The organism is Gordonia sp. JH63 (assembly GCF_009856645.1).
GTDB classification, from domain to species: domain Bacteria; phylum Actinomycetota; class Actinomycetes; order Mycobacteriales; family Mycobacteriaceae; genus Gordonia; species Gordonia hongkongensis.
In genome coordinates this window covers 2,439,201-2,454,062 of record NZ_CP047235.1, presented here as the reverse complement: position 1 = coordinate 2,454,062, position 14,862 = coordinate 2,439,201, and the positions used below count along the sequence as shown (strand labels likewise).

Sequence of the window (14,862 nt, the reverse complement as noted above, 5' to 3'; positions counted from 1 at the left end):
GATACTGGCGGTCGCCGGAGCGGGCCTCGCCGTGGCGACCGCCGGTTGTCTCCCGAACCCGCGACTCCTGACCGCACCTCAGCCCAGCGCGGCCTCGACCTCGTCCCGGGCGCGGACGAAAGCGTCGCGCAGGGCGATGGGATCGGGCCCGGCTCGGAGCACGCCGCGCGAACTGGCGGGCAGCACCCAGGCCGGGTCGGCCCCCTCGAACACAATCGGCAGGTCGGCGGCCGTCGCACCCTGGGCACCCAGCCCGGGGGCCAGGATCGGGCCGCGGAGGCCGGCGAGATCGAGCCCGTGCTCACGTGTCGCCCCGACGACCAGACCGACGGTCGCGGTCCCGTCCGTATTCTCGGCGGCCGCGGCGTCGACGATCGATTGCGCGACCGTCCGCTCCCCCACCTGCGCCCGCTGGAGCTCGCCGCCCTCCGGGTTCGACGTCCGCGCCAGCACGAAGACGCCGCGCTCGCCGGACCGCGCGAGATCCAGTGCAGGGCGCAGGGATTCGTATCCCAGGTAGGGAGACGCGGTGACCGAGTCGGCGCACAGCGGCGACGACTCGGACAACCAGGCCTGCGCGTAGGCGGCCATCGTCGAACCGATGTCACCGCGCTTGGCGTCGGCGATGACGAGGGCGCCCGCCTCGCGGCAGCCCGCGATGACGCGTTCCAGTACCGCGAAACCCGCGGAACCGAACGGCTCGAAGAACGCGACCTGAGGTTTGATGACGGCGGCCACCGGACCCAGCGCCTCGACGCAGATGTCGGCGAACGCCGACAGGCCGTCGATGTCCACCGAGAGGCCCCACTCCTCGAGCAACGCGGCGTGGGGATCGATCCCGGCGCACAGACGCCCGCGCTCGGCGACCGCCTTCGTGTAGCGGCCGCCGAACCCGGACGCGTCCGTCACGAGCGGCCGGCCAGGTCGGCGTGCCGGTTCTGCAGCGACCGCACCCCGATGTCGCCGGTCAACGCGGCCTCGATGCCCTGCACGGCGGCCGAGGCACCCTGCACCGTGGTGATACACGGGATGTTCACCGACACCGCGGCGCTCCGGATCTCGTAGCCGTCGACGCGGGGCCCCGAGTTGCCATACGGGGTGTTGATCACCATCGTCACCTCGCCGGCGCGGATGATGTCGACGATCGTGCGCTGACCCTCGGCGGCCTCGAAGTGCTTGCGCACCGTCTCGCACTTGATCCCGTTGCGGCGCAACACGTCCGCGGTCCCCTCGGTGGCCAGGATGTCGAACCCCAGGTCGGCGAGGTGCTTCACCGGGAAGATCAGCGCCCGCTTGTCCTTGTTGGCCACCGACACGAAGATCTTGCCGCTGGTCGGGAGCGAGCCGTAGGCGGCGGTCTGCGACTTGGCGAATGCGCGACCGAAGTCGGCGTCGATGCCCATGACCTCGCCGGTCGACTTCATCTCGGGGCTCAGCAGGTTGTCGACCCCGCTGCCGTCATGGCGACGGAACCGATTGAACGGCAGGACCGCTTCCTTCACCGAGATCGGCGCCGTCGCCGGAGCCTCTCCGCCGTCGCCGGTGGCGGGCAGGATGCCCTGCTCCCGCAGATCGGCGATCGACGCGCCGAGCATGACGCGCGCACACGCCTTGGCCAGGGGCACCGCGGTGGCCTTGGAGACGAACGGGACCGTCCGGCTCGCACGCGGGTTGGCCTCGAGCACGTAGAGGATGTCGTCCTTGAGCGCGTACTGGACGTTGAGCAGACCCTTGACGCCGATGCCCCTGGCCAGCGCCTCGGTCGAGGTCCGCACCATCTCGAGGTCGGCGCGGCCGAGAGTGACCGGCGGCAACGCGCACGCCGAGTCTCCGGAGTGGATTCCGGCCTCTTCGATGTGTTCCATCACGCCGCCGATGTAGACCTCGTCGCCGTCGCAGAGGGCGTCGACGTCGATCTCCACCGCGTCTTCGAGGAACCGGTCGACCAGTACCGGGTGGTCCGGGGTCAGCTCGGTCGCGCGAGAGATGTAGTCCTCCAGGGACTTCTCGTCGTAGACGATCTCCATGCCGCGTCCACCGAGGACGTACGACGGCCGGACGAGCACCGGGTACCCGATCCGGGCGGCGGTGTCGCGGGCCTCGTCGAAGCTCGTCGCGGTACCGAACGCCGGGGCCGGTAGTCCGGCGGCGGTCAGCACCTTGCCGAACTCGCCGCGATCCTCGGCGAGGTCGATGGCCGCCGGGCTGGTGCCGACGATCGGCACCCCGGCCTCCTCCAAACGGTGCGCGAGACCGAGCGGCGTCTGGCCGCCGAGCTGGACGATGACACCTTCGACGGTGCCCGACTCCGATTCGGCGTGGTAGACCTCGAGGACGTCCTCGAACGTCAGCGGCTCGAAGTAGAGACGGTCGGCGGTGTCGTAGTCGGTGGACACCGTCTCCGGGTTGCAGTTGACCATGACGGTCTCGTATCCGGCGTCCGACAGGGTCAATGCGGCGTGCACGCACGAGTAGTCGAACTCGATGCCCTGACCGATGCGGTTGGGGCCCGAACCGAGGATCAGGACCTTGGGGCGCTCCGTCTGGGGCGCGATCTCACTGGTCGCCCCGGGGTCGAGTTCGTAGCTCGAGTAGTGGTACGGCGTCTTCGCCTCGAACTCGGCCGCGCAGGTGTCGACGGTCTTGTAGACCGGCCGTACGCCCAGCCCGATCCGGTGGGCGCGAACGGCTGCCTCGTCGGCGAAATCCGAACGCAGAGCGGCGATCTGACGGTCGGAGAAGCCGGTGGACTTGGCCTCGCGCAGCAACGGCTCGTCCAGTGTGTCGGCGTCGCGGATCTCCGCTCCGAGCGCGGCGATCCCGCCGATCTCGGCGAGGAACCAGGGATCGATCGCAGTGGCCTCGTAGAGGTCCTCGATCGTCGCGCCGGCCTCGAAGGCGAGCATCAGCTTGTACAACCGGCCGTCGCGCGGGGTCTTGATGTCCTCGAGCAGTGCGGGCAGGTCGACGGTCGCCGGGTCAGGGCGGTTGGGCTCGGCCCAGAAGCCGCCGGCCTTCGTCTCCAGCGACCGCATGACCTTGCCGAGCGCCTCGGCGAAGCTGCGGCCGAGGCTCATGGCCTCGCCCACCGACTTCATCGTGGTGGTCAGCGTGTCATCGGCGCCCGGGAACTTCTCGAACGCGAACCGCGGAGCCTTCACCACGACGTAGTCGAGCGTCGGCTCGAAACAGGCCGGCGTCTCCTTGGTGATGTCGTTGACGATCTCGTCGAGGCTGTACCCGATGGCGAGCTTCGCGGCGATCTTGGCGATCGGGAAGCCGGTGGCCTTCGACGCGAGCGCCGACGACCGCGACACGCGCGGGTTCATCTCGATGACGACGAGGCGGCCGTCGCGGGGGTCCTGGGCGAACTGGATGTTGCAACCGCCGGTGTCGACGCCGACCTCGCGCAGGATGTCGATGGAGAGGTCGCGCATGATCTGGTACTCGCGGTCGGTGAGCGTCATCGCCGGGGCGACGGTCACCGAGTCACCGGTGTGGACGCCGACCGGGTCGAGGTTCTCGATCGAGCAGACGACCACCACGTTGTCGCGGTTGTCGCGCATGAGCTCGAGCTCGTACTCCTTCCACCCGAGGATCGACTCCTCGATGAGGACGTTCGCCGTCGGGGAGGCGGCGAGACCGCCGCCCGCGATCCGGTCGAGGTCCTCGTCGTCGTAGGCCATGCCCGAGCCGAGACCGCCCATGGTGAACGACGGCCGGACGACGACCGGGAACCCGAGCTCGGCGACGGTGTCCCGCACCTCGTCCATCGTGTGGCAGACGCGGGACCGCGCGCTCTCCCCGCCGACCTTCTCGACGATGTCCTTGAACATCTGCCGGTCCTCGCCGCGCTGGATGGCGTCGAAGTCGGCGCCGATCAGCTCGATGCCGTACTTCTCCAGCGAGCCGCGATCGTGCAGTGCGACAGCGGTGTTGAGCGCGGTCTGACCGCCGAGGGTCGCCAGCACGGCGTCGATGGGATGCCCGGCGTCGCGCTCGGCCTCGATGACCTTCTCCACGTACTCGGCCGTGATCGGCTCGATGTAGGTGGCGTCGGCGAACTCCGGATCGGTCATGATCGTGGCCGGGTTCGAGTTGACCAGGCTGACCCGCAGGCCCTCGGCCTTGAGGACCCGGCAGGCCTGCGTGCCGGAGTAGTCGAACTCGCAGGCCTGACCGATCACGATCGGCCCGGACCCGATGACCAGGACGTGGTTGATGTCTTCGCGGCGCGGCATCAGGCACTCGCTCCTTGGGACTTGTCCCCTTCGAGCAGGGTGACGAACTTGTCGAACAGATACGCGGCGTCGTGGGGACCGGCGGCCGCCTCGGGGTGGTACTGCACCGAGTAGGCGCGACCGGAGAGCAGCTCGACGCCCTCCACGGTGCCGTCGTTGGCGCAGACATGGCTGACCCGGGCGCGGCCGAAGTCGGAGTCGAACTCCTCGCCCGCCTCGCCTTCGAGCGCGAAGCCGTGGTTCTGCGAGGTGATCGAGACCTTGCCGGTGGCGTGGTCGACGACCGGGATGTTGATGCCCCGGTGGCCGAACTTCATCTTGTAGGTCGACCGGCCGAGCGCGCGGCCCAGGATCTGGTTGCCGAAGCAGATGCCGAAGAGCGGGATGTCCTGGCCGAGCACCCCGCGGGTGAGTTCGACGATGTCGTCGGCCGTGGCCGGGTCGCCGGGACCGTTCGAGAGGAACACCCCGTCGGGTTTGAGGTCGGCGATGGCGTCGAGCGCGACGGTCGCGGGCAGCACGTGGGTGCGGACGCCGCGTTCGGCGAACATCCGCGGCGTGTTGGTCTTGATGCCCAGGTCGATGGCGGCCACCGTGAACCGATGCTGGTCGAGGGGTTCGACCACGTAACCGCTGTCGGTGGTGACCTCGTCGGCCAGCCGGGCGCCCTTCATGTCCGGCTGGTTGCGCACGCGGGCGACGAGTTCGTCGGTGTCGGCGAGCGCCGGGCCGGAGAAGATCCCGGCCTTCATCGACCCGTGGTCGCGGAGGATGCGCACCACGGTGCGGGTGTCGATACCGCCGATCCCGACGATGCCCTGACGGTCCAGCTCCTCTTCGAGAGAGGTCGTCGCGCGCCAGTTGGAGACGCGTCGGGTGGGGTTGCGAACCGCATACCCCGCGACCCAGATCTTGCCCGAGTCACCGTCGACTCCGGTGCTCCCGGCGCTGCCCGTGCTCTCGCCGTCCTCGGTGTTCCAGCCGGTGTTGCCGATCTGCGGCGCCGTGGCGACCACGATCTGCCGGTGGTAGCTCGGATCGGTCAGGGTTTCCTGATAGCCGGTCATCGCGGTGCAGAACACCGCCTCGCCAAGGGTCTCGCCGACTGCGCCGAAGCTCCGGCCGGTGAACACCTGGCCGTTCTCCAGCACCAAGACCGCTGTGTTCATTCCTGTGCCCCTTGTCCCTGTGGCCCGTGGCCACTGTCATGCGTCCCGGCGAAGGCGCTCACCCAGCCGGGGTAGATCGTTTTGTCGTCGGCGCGCACCCCGGAGTCGATCTCGGTGCCGCTGGGCAGGACCCAGCGGATGGCGAGGACGCCGTCGGCGGTCATCACCTTGCCCGCGATGCCGCGTTCGGTCCGGACCGCGGTGATCGATTCCCGGGGAATCCAGAGGTCACTGGCTCCCTGACGCGCAATGAGGATGCCCCTCTCGAACTCGGTCAGCACCGAGGACGCCCGGTCGCCGATGTCGCCGACGGTCACCCGGTTCTGCCAGCTCGGCGCGATGGTGCTGCCGAGGTAGAGGCCGGTATCTGGACCTCTGAGTACCGCGCCCGGCTCGGTGGGGATCGTCGGAAGCGTGCCGATCACGTCGGCCTGCGCCGCGGTCTTCTTCCGATTCCCGGTTGCCAGCAGGTAGAACACCGACGCCACCCCGAGGGCGAGCAGTGCGACCACGCCGATGAACCAGGCGTTGAAGACGATTTTGCCGTATCCGAGCAGCGACGCGACCACCGAGGCGACCACCAGCACCGCGAGGATCGCCGGTACCAGTCCACGCCTGGGTCTCGCGGTCATGGGGTCACCTGCCCGTCGTGGGCCGTCACCACGCCACGCAGCACGGTCGCGGTGACGGTGGCGGGCATGGTCATCGACTCGAACGGGGTGTTGTCCGAGAGGCTTGCCAGCTCGGGACCGTGCACCACCCAGGACGTGTCCGGATCGACGACGGCCAGGTTCGCCGGCTCGCCGACCTCGATCGGACGGCCCTGATCAGTCAGTTCGACGATCTGCGCGGGCCGCTCGCTCATCACACGCGCGACGCCGCGCCAGTCGAGCAGGCCGGGCTTCACGAGGGTCTCGACGATGATCGGCAATGCGGTCTGCAGGCCGAGCATCCCGGGCTTGGCCTGGGCGAACTCGCAGCACTTCTCCTGCGCGGCGTGCGGGGCGTGGTCGGTGGCCACACAGTCGACGATCCCCTCGGCCAGCGCCTGTCGCAATGCCTGCTTGTCGCGGACCTCGCGCAGCGGCGGATTCACCTTGTTGACCGGGTCGTACGTCTCGAGCCGCGAGTCGTCGAGCAGCAGGTGATGCGGGGTCACTTCGGCGGTGATCGCAATCCCCTGGTCCTTGGCCCAGCGCAGCAGTTCGACGGTGCCCTCGGTCGAGGCGTGACAGATGTGGATGCGCGCACCCGCGTCGCGTGCGAGCAGGGCGTCGCGGATGACGATCGACTCCTCGGCCGCACGCGGCCAGCCCGCCAGCCCGAGGCGCGAGGCCGTGGGCCCCTCGTTGGCGACGGCTCCGACGGTCAGTCGCGGCTCCTCGGCGTGCTGTGCGATGAGGACGCCGAGCCCGGTTGCGTACTCGAGCGCGCGGCGCATCAGGAGCGGATCGTCGACGCACTTGCCGTCGTCGCTGAACATCCGTACGCCCGCGGCACCGGCGGCCATCATGCCCATCTCGGCGAGCTGCTTGCCGGCCAGACCCACGGTCACGGCGCCGACCGGGTACACGTCGACGAGTCCGACCTCACGTCCGGACCGCCACACGTTGTCGGTGACGGTCGAGTTGTCGGCCACCGGGCTGGTGTTGGCCATCGCGAAGACCGCGGTGTAACCGCCGAGCGCGGCGGCCGCCGAACCCGACCGGATGGTCTCGGTGTCCTCGCGGCCCGGCTCCCGCAGGTGGGTGTGGAGGTCGACGAACCCCGGCAGCAGCACGCCACCTTTGCCGTCGAGGACGTCGGTGTCCTCGGGTGCGGTGACCTGATGGCCGATCTCGCTGATGATGCCGTCGACTACGAGGACGTCGATCGGGTCACCCTCGCCGTATGGACGAACGGCGCGGAGAAGAACGGATCCGGTGCGGGCGGTCACTTCACATCTCCTGACACGATGTCATGGGCGGTCATAGGTGGGCACCCGCGGAATCGGAACCGACCAGCAGCCGGAACAGAACCGCCATGCGGACGTGAACGCCGTTGCGGACCTGCTCCAGCACGGTCGCCTTCGGCGAATCGGCCACCGAGTAGCCGATCTCCATACCGCGCAACATCGGTCCGGGATGCAGGACCACGGCGTCGTCGTGCAGCAATCCCAGTCGCCGGTCGTTGAGCCCGAAGCGGACCGAGTACTCGCGGGCACTCGGGAAGAACCCGCCGTTCATGCGTTCGGCCTGGACGCGGAGCATCATGACGGCGTCGACGGCCGGCAGTTCGGCGTCCAGACTTCCCGAGACGCTCACCGGCCACTGGTCCACCCCGACCGGCAGCAGCGTCGGGGGCGCCACCAGTACGACCTCGGCGCCGAGCGTCGAGAGCAGGTGGGCGTTCGACCGAGCGACGCGGGAGTGGATGATGTCGCCGACGATCGCGATCCGCCTGCCCTCGAGCGAACCGAGCCGCTGTCGCAGGGTCAGCGCGTCGAGGAGCGCCTGCGTGGGATGCTCGTGCGTTCCGTCGCCGGCGTTGATCACCGCGGGACCGTCACCGTCGGGCGTGGTCGTCCAGTCGGCGATCTGGGCCGGCGCACCCGACGCCGGATGCCGGACGATCAGCGCGTCGGCGCCCGCCGCGTGCAGGGTCTTGGCCGTGTCGCGCAACGACTCCCCTTTGCCCGCAGAGGAACTGGAGGCACTGACGTTGATGACGTCGGCACTCATCCACTTGCCCGCGACTTCGAAGGAGACCCGGGTGCGGGTGGAGTTCTCGTAGAACACGGTCATCACAGTCCGACCGCGCAGCGTCGGCAGTTTGCGAACCTCACGCCCGGTCAGGGCCTGCTCGAAACGTTCGGCGTCGTCGAGGAGGGCGGTGGCATCGTCACGGCTGAGGTCTTGCGTAGACAGCAGATGCCGCATCATGAATCACTCTCCGCGGCAACCGAACTCGACGCGGAAGCGAGGACGACCTCGTCGATGCCGTCGTGTTCGACGAGGTGAACCGAGACCTGCTCGTCGCGGGCCGTCGGGATGTTCTTGCCGACATAGTCTGCGCGCAACGGGAGTTCGCGATGGCCACGGTCGACGAGGACCGCGAGTTGCACGGCCGCAGGACGACCGAGATCACGCAGTGCATCGAGCGCGGCACGGACCGTCCGTCCGGAGTAGAGGACATCGTCGACGAGGATGACGATGGCGCTGTCGACGCCACCGGCCGGCACCATCGTCCGCTCGAGCGGGCGGTGTGGCTTGCCGCGCAGATCATCGCGGTAGAGCGTGATGTCGAGATAACCCACCGGCACGTCGACCCCCGCGAACTCGCTGATCTTGGCACCCAGCCGGGTGGCGAGAGATGTTCCGCGAGTGGGGATTCCGATGAGGACGACGCGAGGTGCGTCGGGCGAGTCCAGAGCAGTCTTCTCGATGACCTGATGTGCGACACGGGCAATCGTGCGCGACACGTCGGCGGCATCGAGCAGCACCCTGGGAGCGGGGCTGGCCAAGGCCGACCTCCTTCTCCGCCTCGCAGGACGGATCGTTAAAGGATGTCTGTCTCGCGACACTCTACACCGGGCGGCGACGCCGACGAATTCCCGCGACGTACGCCACACCCGGTGCGGATCAGTTGGGCTCCGGCCGTCCGGGTGCGGCCCCACCGGGTTCGGCGGAAGCGGCTGCGCGGACCTGCGGCGCGAGCTCGGCGATCTTGGCCAGCACGCCGTTCACGAAGGCCGGCGAGTCGTCGGTCGAAAGTTCTTTGGCGAGTTCGACCGCCTCGTCGACGACGACGATCGTGTCGACGTCGAGAGAGTTGAACAGCTCCCACGTCGCCAGTCGCATGATGGCGCGATCGACGGCCGGGAGACGTTCGAGGGTCCAGTCGCGCAGATACGACGAGATGACCGCGTCGACCTGACCCTGGTCCTCGGCGAGTCCCTGGATCACGGTCGCGGTGTAGTCGTGGATCGAGCCGACGCTCTCGTCCGAGCGGACGTATTCACGACGTTCGGCGACGAGCTGCGCGGGACTGACCTTCTTGGCCTCGGCCTCGAAGAGCAGGTCCACCGCGCGCCGCCGCGCCTTGTGTCGGGTTCCGGGTTGTTTCACAGGTCAGGAGTTGACGCGGCCGAGATAGCTGCCGTCGCGCGAATCGACCTTGAGCTTGTCACCGGTGTTGATGAACAGCGGAACCTGGATCTCGGCGCCGGTCTCGAGCGTGGCGGGCTTGGTGCCGCCGGTGGAACGGTCGCCCTGGAGTCCGGGATCGGTCTGGGCGACGATCAGCTCGACCGTGACCGGCAGTTCGACGAACAACGGGTTGCCCTCGTTCAGCGAGACCTGCACGGTCATGTTCTCCAGCAGGAAGCGGGCGCCGTCGCCGACGGTGGCCGGGGGCAGGGAGAACTGCTCGTAGTCCTGCGCGTCCATGAACACGTAGTCGGTGCCGTCGTTGTAGAGGAAGGTCATGTCGCGACGGTCGACCGTCGCGGTCTCGACCTTGACGCCCGCGTTGAAGGTCTTGTCGACAGTCTTGCCGCTCAGCACGTTCTTGATCTTGGTGCGCACGAACGCGGGACCCTTGCCCGGCTTGACGTGCTGGAACTCCATGATCTGCCAGAGCTGGTCGTCCATGCGCAGCACGAGGCCGTTCTTGAAGTCGGCGGTGGATGCCATGTGGTTTTCGTTCCCTTGCAGTCAGATGACGGTGAATGTCTTGTCGGTGGCGGTCAGCAGGTCGGGGTCGCCGTCGGTGACCACCAATGTGTCCTCGATCCGGACCCCACCCCATCCGGGTAGGTAGACACCGGGCTCCACGGTGACCGCAGCACCGCATGGCAGTGTACCCGCCGCGAGTTTGCCGCTTCCCGGCGCTTCGTGGATCTCCAGTCCCACTCCGTGACCGAGACCGTGCACGTAGTTCTCGCCGTGGCCGGCGTCGGCGATCACGTCGCGGGCCGCGGCGTCGACCGCCCGCAGGTCGGCCCCGGGCGTGAGGGCCCGGCGGCCGGCGGCCTGCGCGGTGGCGACGAGTTCGTAGAGGTCCCGCTGCCACGACGCCGCGCGCCTCAGGACGAAGGTCCTGGTCATGTCGGAGTGATACCCGCCGACCACCGAGCCGAAGTCGATCTTGACCAGATCGCCGTCCGCCAGAGCCGTGTGGGTGGGCCGGTGATGCGGGATCGCCGAGTGCGCGCCGGCGGCCACGATGGTCTCGAACGCGATCCCGTCGGCCCCGAGGCGGTACATCTCCCACTCGAGCGCTCGCGCGACCTGCCGCTCGGTCGTCCCGGCCCGCAGGACGCCGTCGGCGATGATCTGCGCCAGGGCCGCATCCCCGATCGCGCACGCCGCCCGGAGCAGCTCGATCTCCCCCGGTTCCTTGACCGCGCGCAGGTTCCGCACGACACCGGTCGTGCTGACGAGTTCGATCCCGGAGTCCCCGACAGCCGCGGACAGCGCTCGGTGCCCGGCCACGGTCTCGGTGTCGGCTTCGAAGCCGACGCGACCCGCCCCGGCGGCCCGGGCGTGGTCGACGAGGGCACGCGCCGCCGAGCGTTCGATGATCGGCTCGACGTCGGGCACCTGTTCGGCGACCTGGGTGAGATACCGGCCGTCGGTGGCGATCCGGTCGCCGGCCGGATCGTCGACGTCGATCAGCACGGCGGCGTTGGAGCCGGTGAACCCGGTCAGGTAGCGGACGTTGACGAGGTCGGAGACGACGAGGAACGAGACCGGGTCGTCCGCGGTACGCAGCTCGGCACGCAGCCGGGCGCGGCGGCCTGCGGTGTCATGGTTGATCGGCACCCTGGCCACGCTACGGCCGGCGCCCCAGCCGCGCGAACCCGCCCGACCCGCGAAACCCGGCCACTTCGACCAGGTGTGTCCGCTGTCTCCACCCCCGTGCGTAAGATGACGCGCATGTCTTCGTGGTTGGTGCGCGGTCTGACGATGACCGCAGTTCACGTCCTCGCCCGCGTCTTGCTGGGATTCGCCGTGGTGCAGGCGCCGCTGAACTCGACGATCTGGCGCACCATCGCGATCGCGGTCGTCGTGCTCATCGCCCTGGTGTGGGGTGGTTACGACGGCATCCGCGACGCCCGCGCCAACCCGGATCCCGATGACTACGAGGATCTGACCGTGCGCTGGCTGCAGGCCGGTGTCCTCGCCGGCGTCGTCGCCGGGTTGATCTCCTGGATCCTCGGCACGGTCGTCCTGGCCGGCATCGGGCAGGCCAGCCTGTTCATCGAGCTGATCGCCGGGGCGTCGTTCACCGCACTGCTCGTCTTCGTCCCGGCCTTCGTCGGCGCGGCGATCGGCCGTTTCCTCGTCCGGCGCGACCAGAACAAGGGCGCAGCCGACGACGACTGGTCGGTGCACGAGGATCGTCATGCCGACACGGATGCCCCGACTCGGGAGATCCGCTGACGTTGTCTTGACCGGCCGTCTACCCGCAAACCCACCCCCTTTCCACAAAGTCACCACGCTCGGACTGGGCTGGGTTTGTGGAAAAGGGGTGGGTTTGTGCAGCGCTGACTAGAGCAGCACCGACGTACTCTTCGCTGCCGGGCCGCCCGCCACTGCCGAGTAGGCAGCGGCGATCAGACCGGGGTCGGGCCCTTCGAGCCGGCCCGGCTTGGCGAGTCCGTCGAGCACGACGAAACGCAGTACGCCGGAACGGTTCTTCTTGTCCCCCGCCATCCCCTGCAGGAGATCGGCGAACGCATCCGGGTCATAGGTCGTCGGCAACCCCACGAGATCCAGGATCGCCTTGTGCCGATCCGCCGTGGCGTCGTCGAGGCGGCCGGCCAGGCGCGAGAGTTCGGCAGCGAACACGAGACCCACCGACACCGCCGCGCCGTGACGCCAGCGGTAACGCTCGCGGCGCTCGATCGCGTGGCCGAGCGTGTGCCCGTAGTTGAGGATCTCGCGCAGCGACGACTCCTTGAGGTCGGCCGACACCACGTCGGCCTTGACCTGCACCGAGCGCCGGATGAGATCGGGCAGTACCGGCGACGTCGGGTCGAGGGCGGCCTCGGGGTCGGCCTCGATGATGTCGAGGATCGTCGGATCGGCGATGAACCCGGTCTTGATGACCTCGGCGAGTCCGGCGACGATCTCGTTGCGCGGGACGGTCTCCAGCGTGCCGGTGTCGATCAGGACGGCGTCGGGTTCGTGGAACGAACCAACGAGGTTCTTGCCCGCCTCGGTGTTGATGCCGGTCTTGCCGCCCACGGCGGCGTCGACCATCGCCAGCAGGGTCGTCGGGATGTGGATGACCCCGATGCCGCGCATCCAGGTCGCCGCGACGAACCCGGCGAGGTCGGTGGCGGCTCCCCCGCCGAGGCTGATGACCTTGTCGTTGCGTTTGAGGCCGATCCGGCCGAACACCTCCCAGCAGAACGACGCGACCGACAGGTCCTTGCCGGCCTCGGCGTCGGGGATCTCGACGCGATGGGCGTCGAACCCCTTCTCCGCCAAATACTCTCGGATCTGTTCGGCAGTCTTGGCCAGCGGCGGCTGATACAGGATCGCGATGCGGTCGGCGCCCTGCGCGGCCGCGGCCACCTCACCGAGGAGTCCCCGGCCGATGGTCACGTCGTACGGTGCGCCGGCGTTGACCCGGATGGCGATGGGTTCGTTCGCTGCCTGTTCGTTCACGGTGATACTCGGCTTCCTCACATCAGTTCACGGGCGAGTTGGACGACCACGGCGTCGGCCACCGCGTCGGGGTCGGGGTCGGCGTCGACGTCGAAGGTGCACACCGCCTCGTAGACGGGTGTCCGCTCGGCGAGCAGTTCGGCGTACCGAGCGGCAGGGTCGGCTGTCGCCAGGAGCGGACGGTCGGTACCCGACACGCGCTCGTACCCGCGCTCGGCCGACACCCGCAGGTACACGACGCGCTGGTCGGCCAGTGCCTCGCGGATCCCGGCGGTCGTCACCGCCCCGCCGCCGAGCGACACCACCCCGCCATGGTTGTCCAGGACATCGGTGACGACGTTGGCCTCGATCGTCCGGAATCCCTCGAGACCGTCGGATTCGAAGATCTCCGGGATGCTGCGGCCGGTGCGCCGGACGAGTTCGATGTCGGTGTCGATGAAGTCGACGCCGAGCCGGTCGGCGAGCATGCGACCGACGGTGGACTTCCCGGCTCCCATGAAACCGATCAGTACGGCCGCCGGGCGGCGACCGGTCGTCGGACGCGTCGGGGTCGGGGGTGCCGGGGGCTGGGTCATGCCCGGGGCGGACGCGCGTCGACGGCAGCCCGGTAGGCGGCGAGGTTCGCGCCGGTCTCGGTCACCGAGTCGCCGCCGAACTTCTCGAGAGCGGCCTGGGCCACGACGAGCGCGACCATCGCCTCGGCGACGACGCCCGCCGCCGGCACGGCACAGACGTCGGAACGCTGATGGATGGCGCTGGCCGTCTCCCCGGTCGACATGTCGATCGTGGACAGCGCTCGCGGCACCGTCGAGATCGGCTTCATCGCGATGCGGACGCGCAGGTCCTCGCCGTTGGTCATGCCGCCCTCGAGTCCGCCCGCGCGGTTGGTCGATCGCAGGACACCGTCGGCACCGGGCACCATCTCGTCGTGGGCCTCACTGCCACGCCGGCGGGCGGTGGTGAAGCCGTCGCCGACCTCGACGCCCTTGATCGCCTGGATGCCCATCAGGGCGGCCGCCAGCTTGGCGTCCAGGCGGGTGTCGCCGCTGACGTGCGAGCCGAGGCCGACGGGCACCCCCGTGGCGACGATCTCGACCACGCCGCCGAGGGTGTCGCCGTCCTTCTTCGCCGCCTCGATCTCGGCGATCATGGACGTCTCGGCATCGGCGTCGAACGCCCGGACCGGACTGGCGTCGATGGCCTCGAGGTCGGAGATGCGCGGCGGCGGGCCGACGTAGGGATCGCTCGCGCCGATGGAGATGACATGGGAGATGACGTCGACGCCCAGTACCTGGCGGAGGAAGTTGCGAGCGACCGTGCCCGCGGCGACACGCGCCGCGGTCTCCCGGGCGCTCGCGCGCTCCAGCACCGGACGGGCGTCGTCGAAGCCGTACTTGAGCATTCCCGAGTAGTCCGCGTGCCCGGGGCGGGGACGCGTCAGCGGTGCGTTACGGGCACTCCCCTCGAGTTCGGCCGCGTCCACGGGATCGGCCGCCATCACCGTCTCCCACTTGGGCCACTCGGTGTTGCCGATCTCGATCGCGACCGGGCCGCCCATGGTCTGGCCGTGACGAACCCCGCCGAGCACGGTGACCTGGTCGGCCTCGAACTTCATCCGCGCACCGCGGCCGTAGCCGAGCCGGCGGCGTGCCAGTTGCCCGGCGATGTCGGACGAGGTGACCTCGACACCGGCCACCATGCCCTCGACGATGGCGACCAGGGCGGGACCGTGAGATTCTCCGGCAGTTATCCAGCGCAACACAGTGATCGATTGTTCCATGCTGCCGAGCCCGG

Annotated in this window: 14 protein-coding genes; 1 reads left to right on the top strand and 13 read right to left on the bottom strand. The window is 69.1% G+C overall.

The window, feature by feature from the left end; all coding sequences use genetic code 11:
• Positions 1–78 precede the first annotated feature (78 nt).
• From pyrF to GR168_RS11035, 10 genes are all read right to left on the bottom strand, one after another.
• Positions 79–909, bottom strand: a complete 831-nt coding sequence (gene pyrF / locus GR168_RS11080) for an orotidine-5'-phosphate decarboxylase (RefSeq protein ID WP_159370727.1) — start codon at positions 907–909, stop codon at positions 79–81.
• On the bottom strand, positions 906–4,241 hold the full coding sequence (carB, locus tag GR168_RS11075; RefSeq protein ID WP_159370726.1) for a carbamoyl-phosphate synthase large subunit: 3,336 nt from the start codon (positions 4,239–4,241) through the stop codon (positions 906–908). Before carB ends, pyrF begins: the two co-directional genes overlap by 4 nt.
• On the bottom strand, positions 4,241–5,410 hold the full coding sequence (carA, locus tag GR168_RS11070; protein ID WP_137808798.1) for a glutamine-hydrolyzing carbamoyl-phosphate synthase small subunit: 1,170 nt from the start codon (positions 5,408–5,410) through the stop codon (positions 4,241–4,243). Before carA ends, carB begins: the two co-directional genes overlap by 1 nt.
• Positions 5,407–6,042 carry a hypothetical protein gene (locus tag GR168_RS11065; protein WP_137808797.1) on the bottom strand — a complete coding sequence of 212 codons (636 nt, stop codon included), beginning with the start codon at positions 6,040–6,042 and terminating at the stop codon, positions 5,407–5,409. Before GR168_RS11065 ends, carA begins: the two co-directional genes overlap by 4 nt.
• Positions 6,039–7,346, bottom strand: coding sequence for a dihydroorotase (locus tag GR168_RS11060; RefSeq protein WP_137808796.1), 1,308 nt, complete (start codon positions 7,344–7,346; stop codon positions 6,039–6,041). Before GR168_RS11060 ends, GR168_RS11065 begins: the two co-directional genes overlap by 4 nt.
• Positions 7,347–7,377: 31 nt before the next feature.
• Complete coding sequence (locus tag GR168_RS11055) at positions 7,378–8,328, bottom strand: aspartate carbamoyltransferase catalytic subunit (RefSeq protein WP_159371899.1); 951 nt, start codon at positions 8,326–8,328, stop codon at positions 7,378–7,380.
• Positions 8,328–8,912: a bifunctional pyr operon transcriptional regulator/uracil phosphoribosyltransferase PyrR gene (pyrR, locus tag GR168_RS11050; RefSeq protein ID WP_058250344.1), complete on the bottom strand. Its 585-nt coding sequence runs from the start codon at positions 8,910–8,912 to the stop codon at positions 8,328–8,330. Before pyrR ends, GR168_RS11055 begins: the two co-directional genes overlap by 1 nt.
• 118 nt (positions 8,913–9,030) lie before the next feature.
• Positions 9,031–9,516 carry a transcription antitermination factor NusB gene (nusB, locus tag GR168_RS11045; RefSeq protein WP_058250343.1) on the bottom strand — a complete coding sequence of 162 codons (486 nt, stop codon included), beginning with the start codon at positions 9,514–9,516 and terminating at the stop codon, positions 9,031–9,033.
• A gap of 3 nt (positions 9,517–9,519) precedes the next feature.
• Positions 9,520–10,083, bottom strand: coding sequence for an elongation factor P (efp, locus tag GR168_RS11040; protein WP_058250342.1), 564 nt, complete (start codon positions 10,081–10,083; stop codon positions 9,520–9,522).
• Positions 10,084–10,104: 21 nt separating this feature from the next.
• Positions 10,105–11,214 carry an aminopeptidase P family protein gene (locus GR168_RS11035; protein ID WP_159370725.1) on the bottom strand — a complete coding sequence of 370 codons (1,110 nt, stop codon included), beginning with the start codon at positions 11,212–11,214 and terminating at the stop codon, positions 10,105–10,107.
• A gap of 114 nt (positions 11,215–11,328) precedes the next feature.
• On the opposite strand from GR168_RS11035, the gene GR168_RS11030 reads away from it, so the two are divergent.
• A complete protein-coding gene (locus tag GR168_RS11030) occupies positions 11,329–11,835 on the top strand; it encodes a B-4DMT family transporter (protein WP_137808793.1) in 507 nt (168 codons plus the stop codon).
• A gap of 108 nt (positions 11,836–11,943) precedes the next feature.
• On the opposite strand, the gene aroB is transcribed toward GR168_RS11030, so the two are convergent.
• The 3 genes from aroB to aroC are packed head-to-tail and all read right to left on the bottom strand — an operon-like array spanning position 11,944 to position 14,848.
• Entirely contained in the window at positions 11,944–13,068 is a 1,125-nt protein-coding gene (gene aroB / locus GR168_RS11025; protein ID WP_159370724.1) for a 3-dehydroquinate synthase, read from the bottom strand.
• Between the two features lie 17 nt (positions 13,069–13,085).
• Entirely contained in the window at positions 13,086–13,643 is a 558-nt protein-coding gene (locus GR168_RS11020) for a shikimate kinase (protein WP_058250340.1), read from the bottom strand.
• A complete protein-coding gene (aroC, locus tag GR168_RS11015; protein WP_065632127.1) occupies positions 13,640–14,848 on the bottom strand; it encodes a chorismate synthase in 1,209 nt (402 codons plus the stop codon). Before aroC ends, GR168_RS11020 begins: the two co-directional genes overlap by 4 nt.
• Between the last annotated feature and the right edge of the window lie 14 nt (positions 14,849–14,862).

Bases quoted from the DNA above. Each gene is read 5' to 3' on its own strand.
- carB (WP_159370726.1), bottom strand. From the start codon at position 4,241: ATGCCGCGCCGCGAAGACATCAACCACGTCCTGGTCATCGGGTCCGGG.
- carA (WP_137808798.1), bottom strand. From the start codon at position 5,410: ATGAACACAGCGGTCTTGGTGCTGGAGAACGGCCAGGTGTTCACCGGC.
- GR168_RS11065 (WP_137808797.1), bottom strand. From the start codon at position 6,042: ATGACCGCGAGACCCAGGCGTGGACTGGTACCGGCGATCCTCGCGGTG.
- GR168_RS11055 (WP_159371899.1), bottom strand. From the start codon at position 8,328: ATGCGGCATCTGCTGTCTACGCAAGACCTCAGCCGTGACGATGCCACC.
- efp (WP_058250342.1), bottom strand. From the start codon at position 10,083: ATGGCATCCACCGCCGACTTCAAGAACGGCCTCGTGCTGCGCATGGAC.
- GR168_RS11030 (WP_137808793.1), top strand. From the start codon at position 11,329: ATGTCTTCGTGGTTGGTGCGCGGTCTGACGATGACCGCAGTTCACGTC.
- GR168_RS11020 (WP_058250340.1), bottom strand. From the start codon at position 13,643: ATGACCCAGCCCCCGGCACCCCCGACCCCGACGCGTCCGACGACCGGT.
- aroC (WP_065632127.1), bottom strand. From the start codon at position 14,848: ATGGAACAATCGATCACTGTGTTGCGCTGGATAACTGCCGGAGAATCT.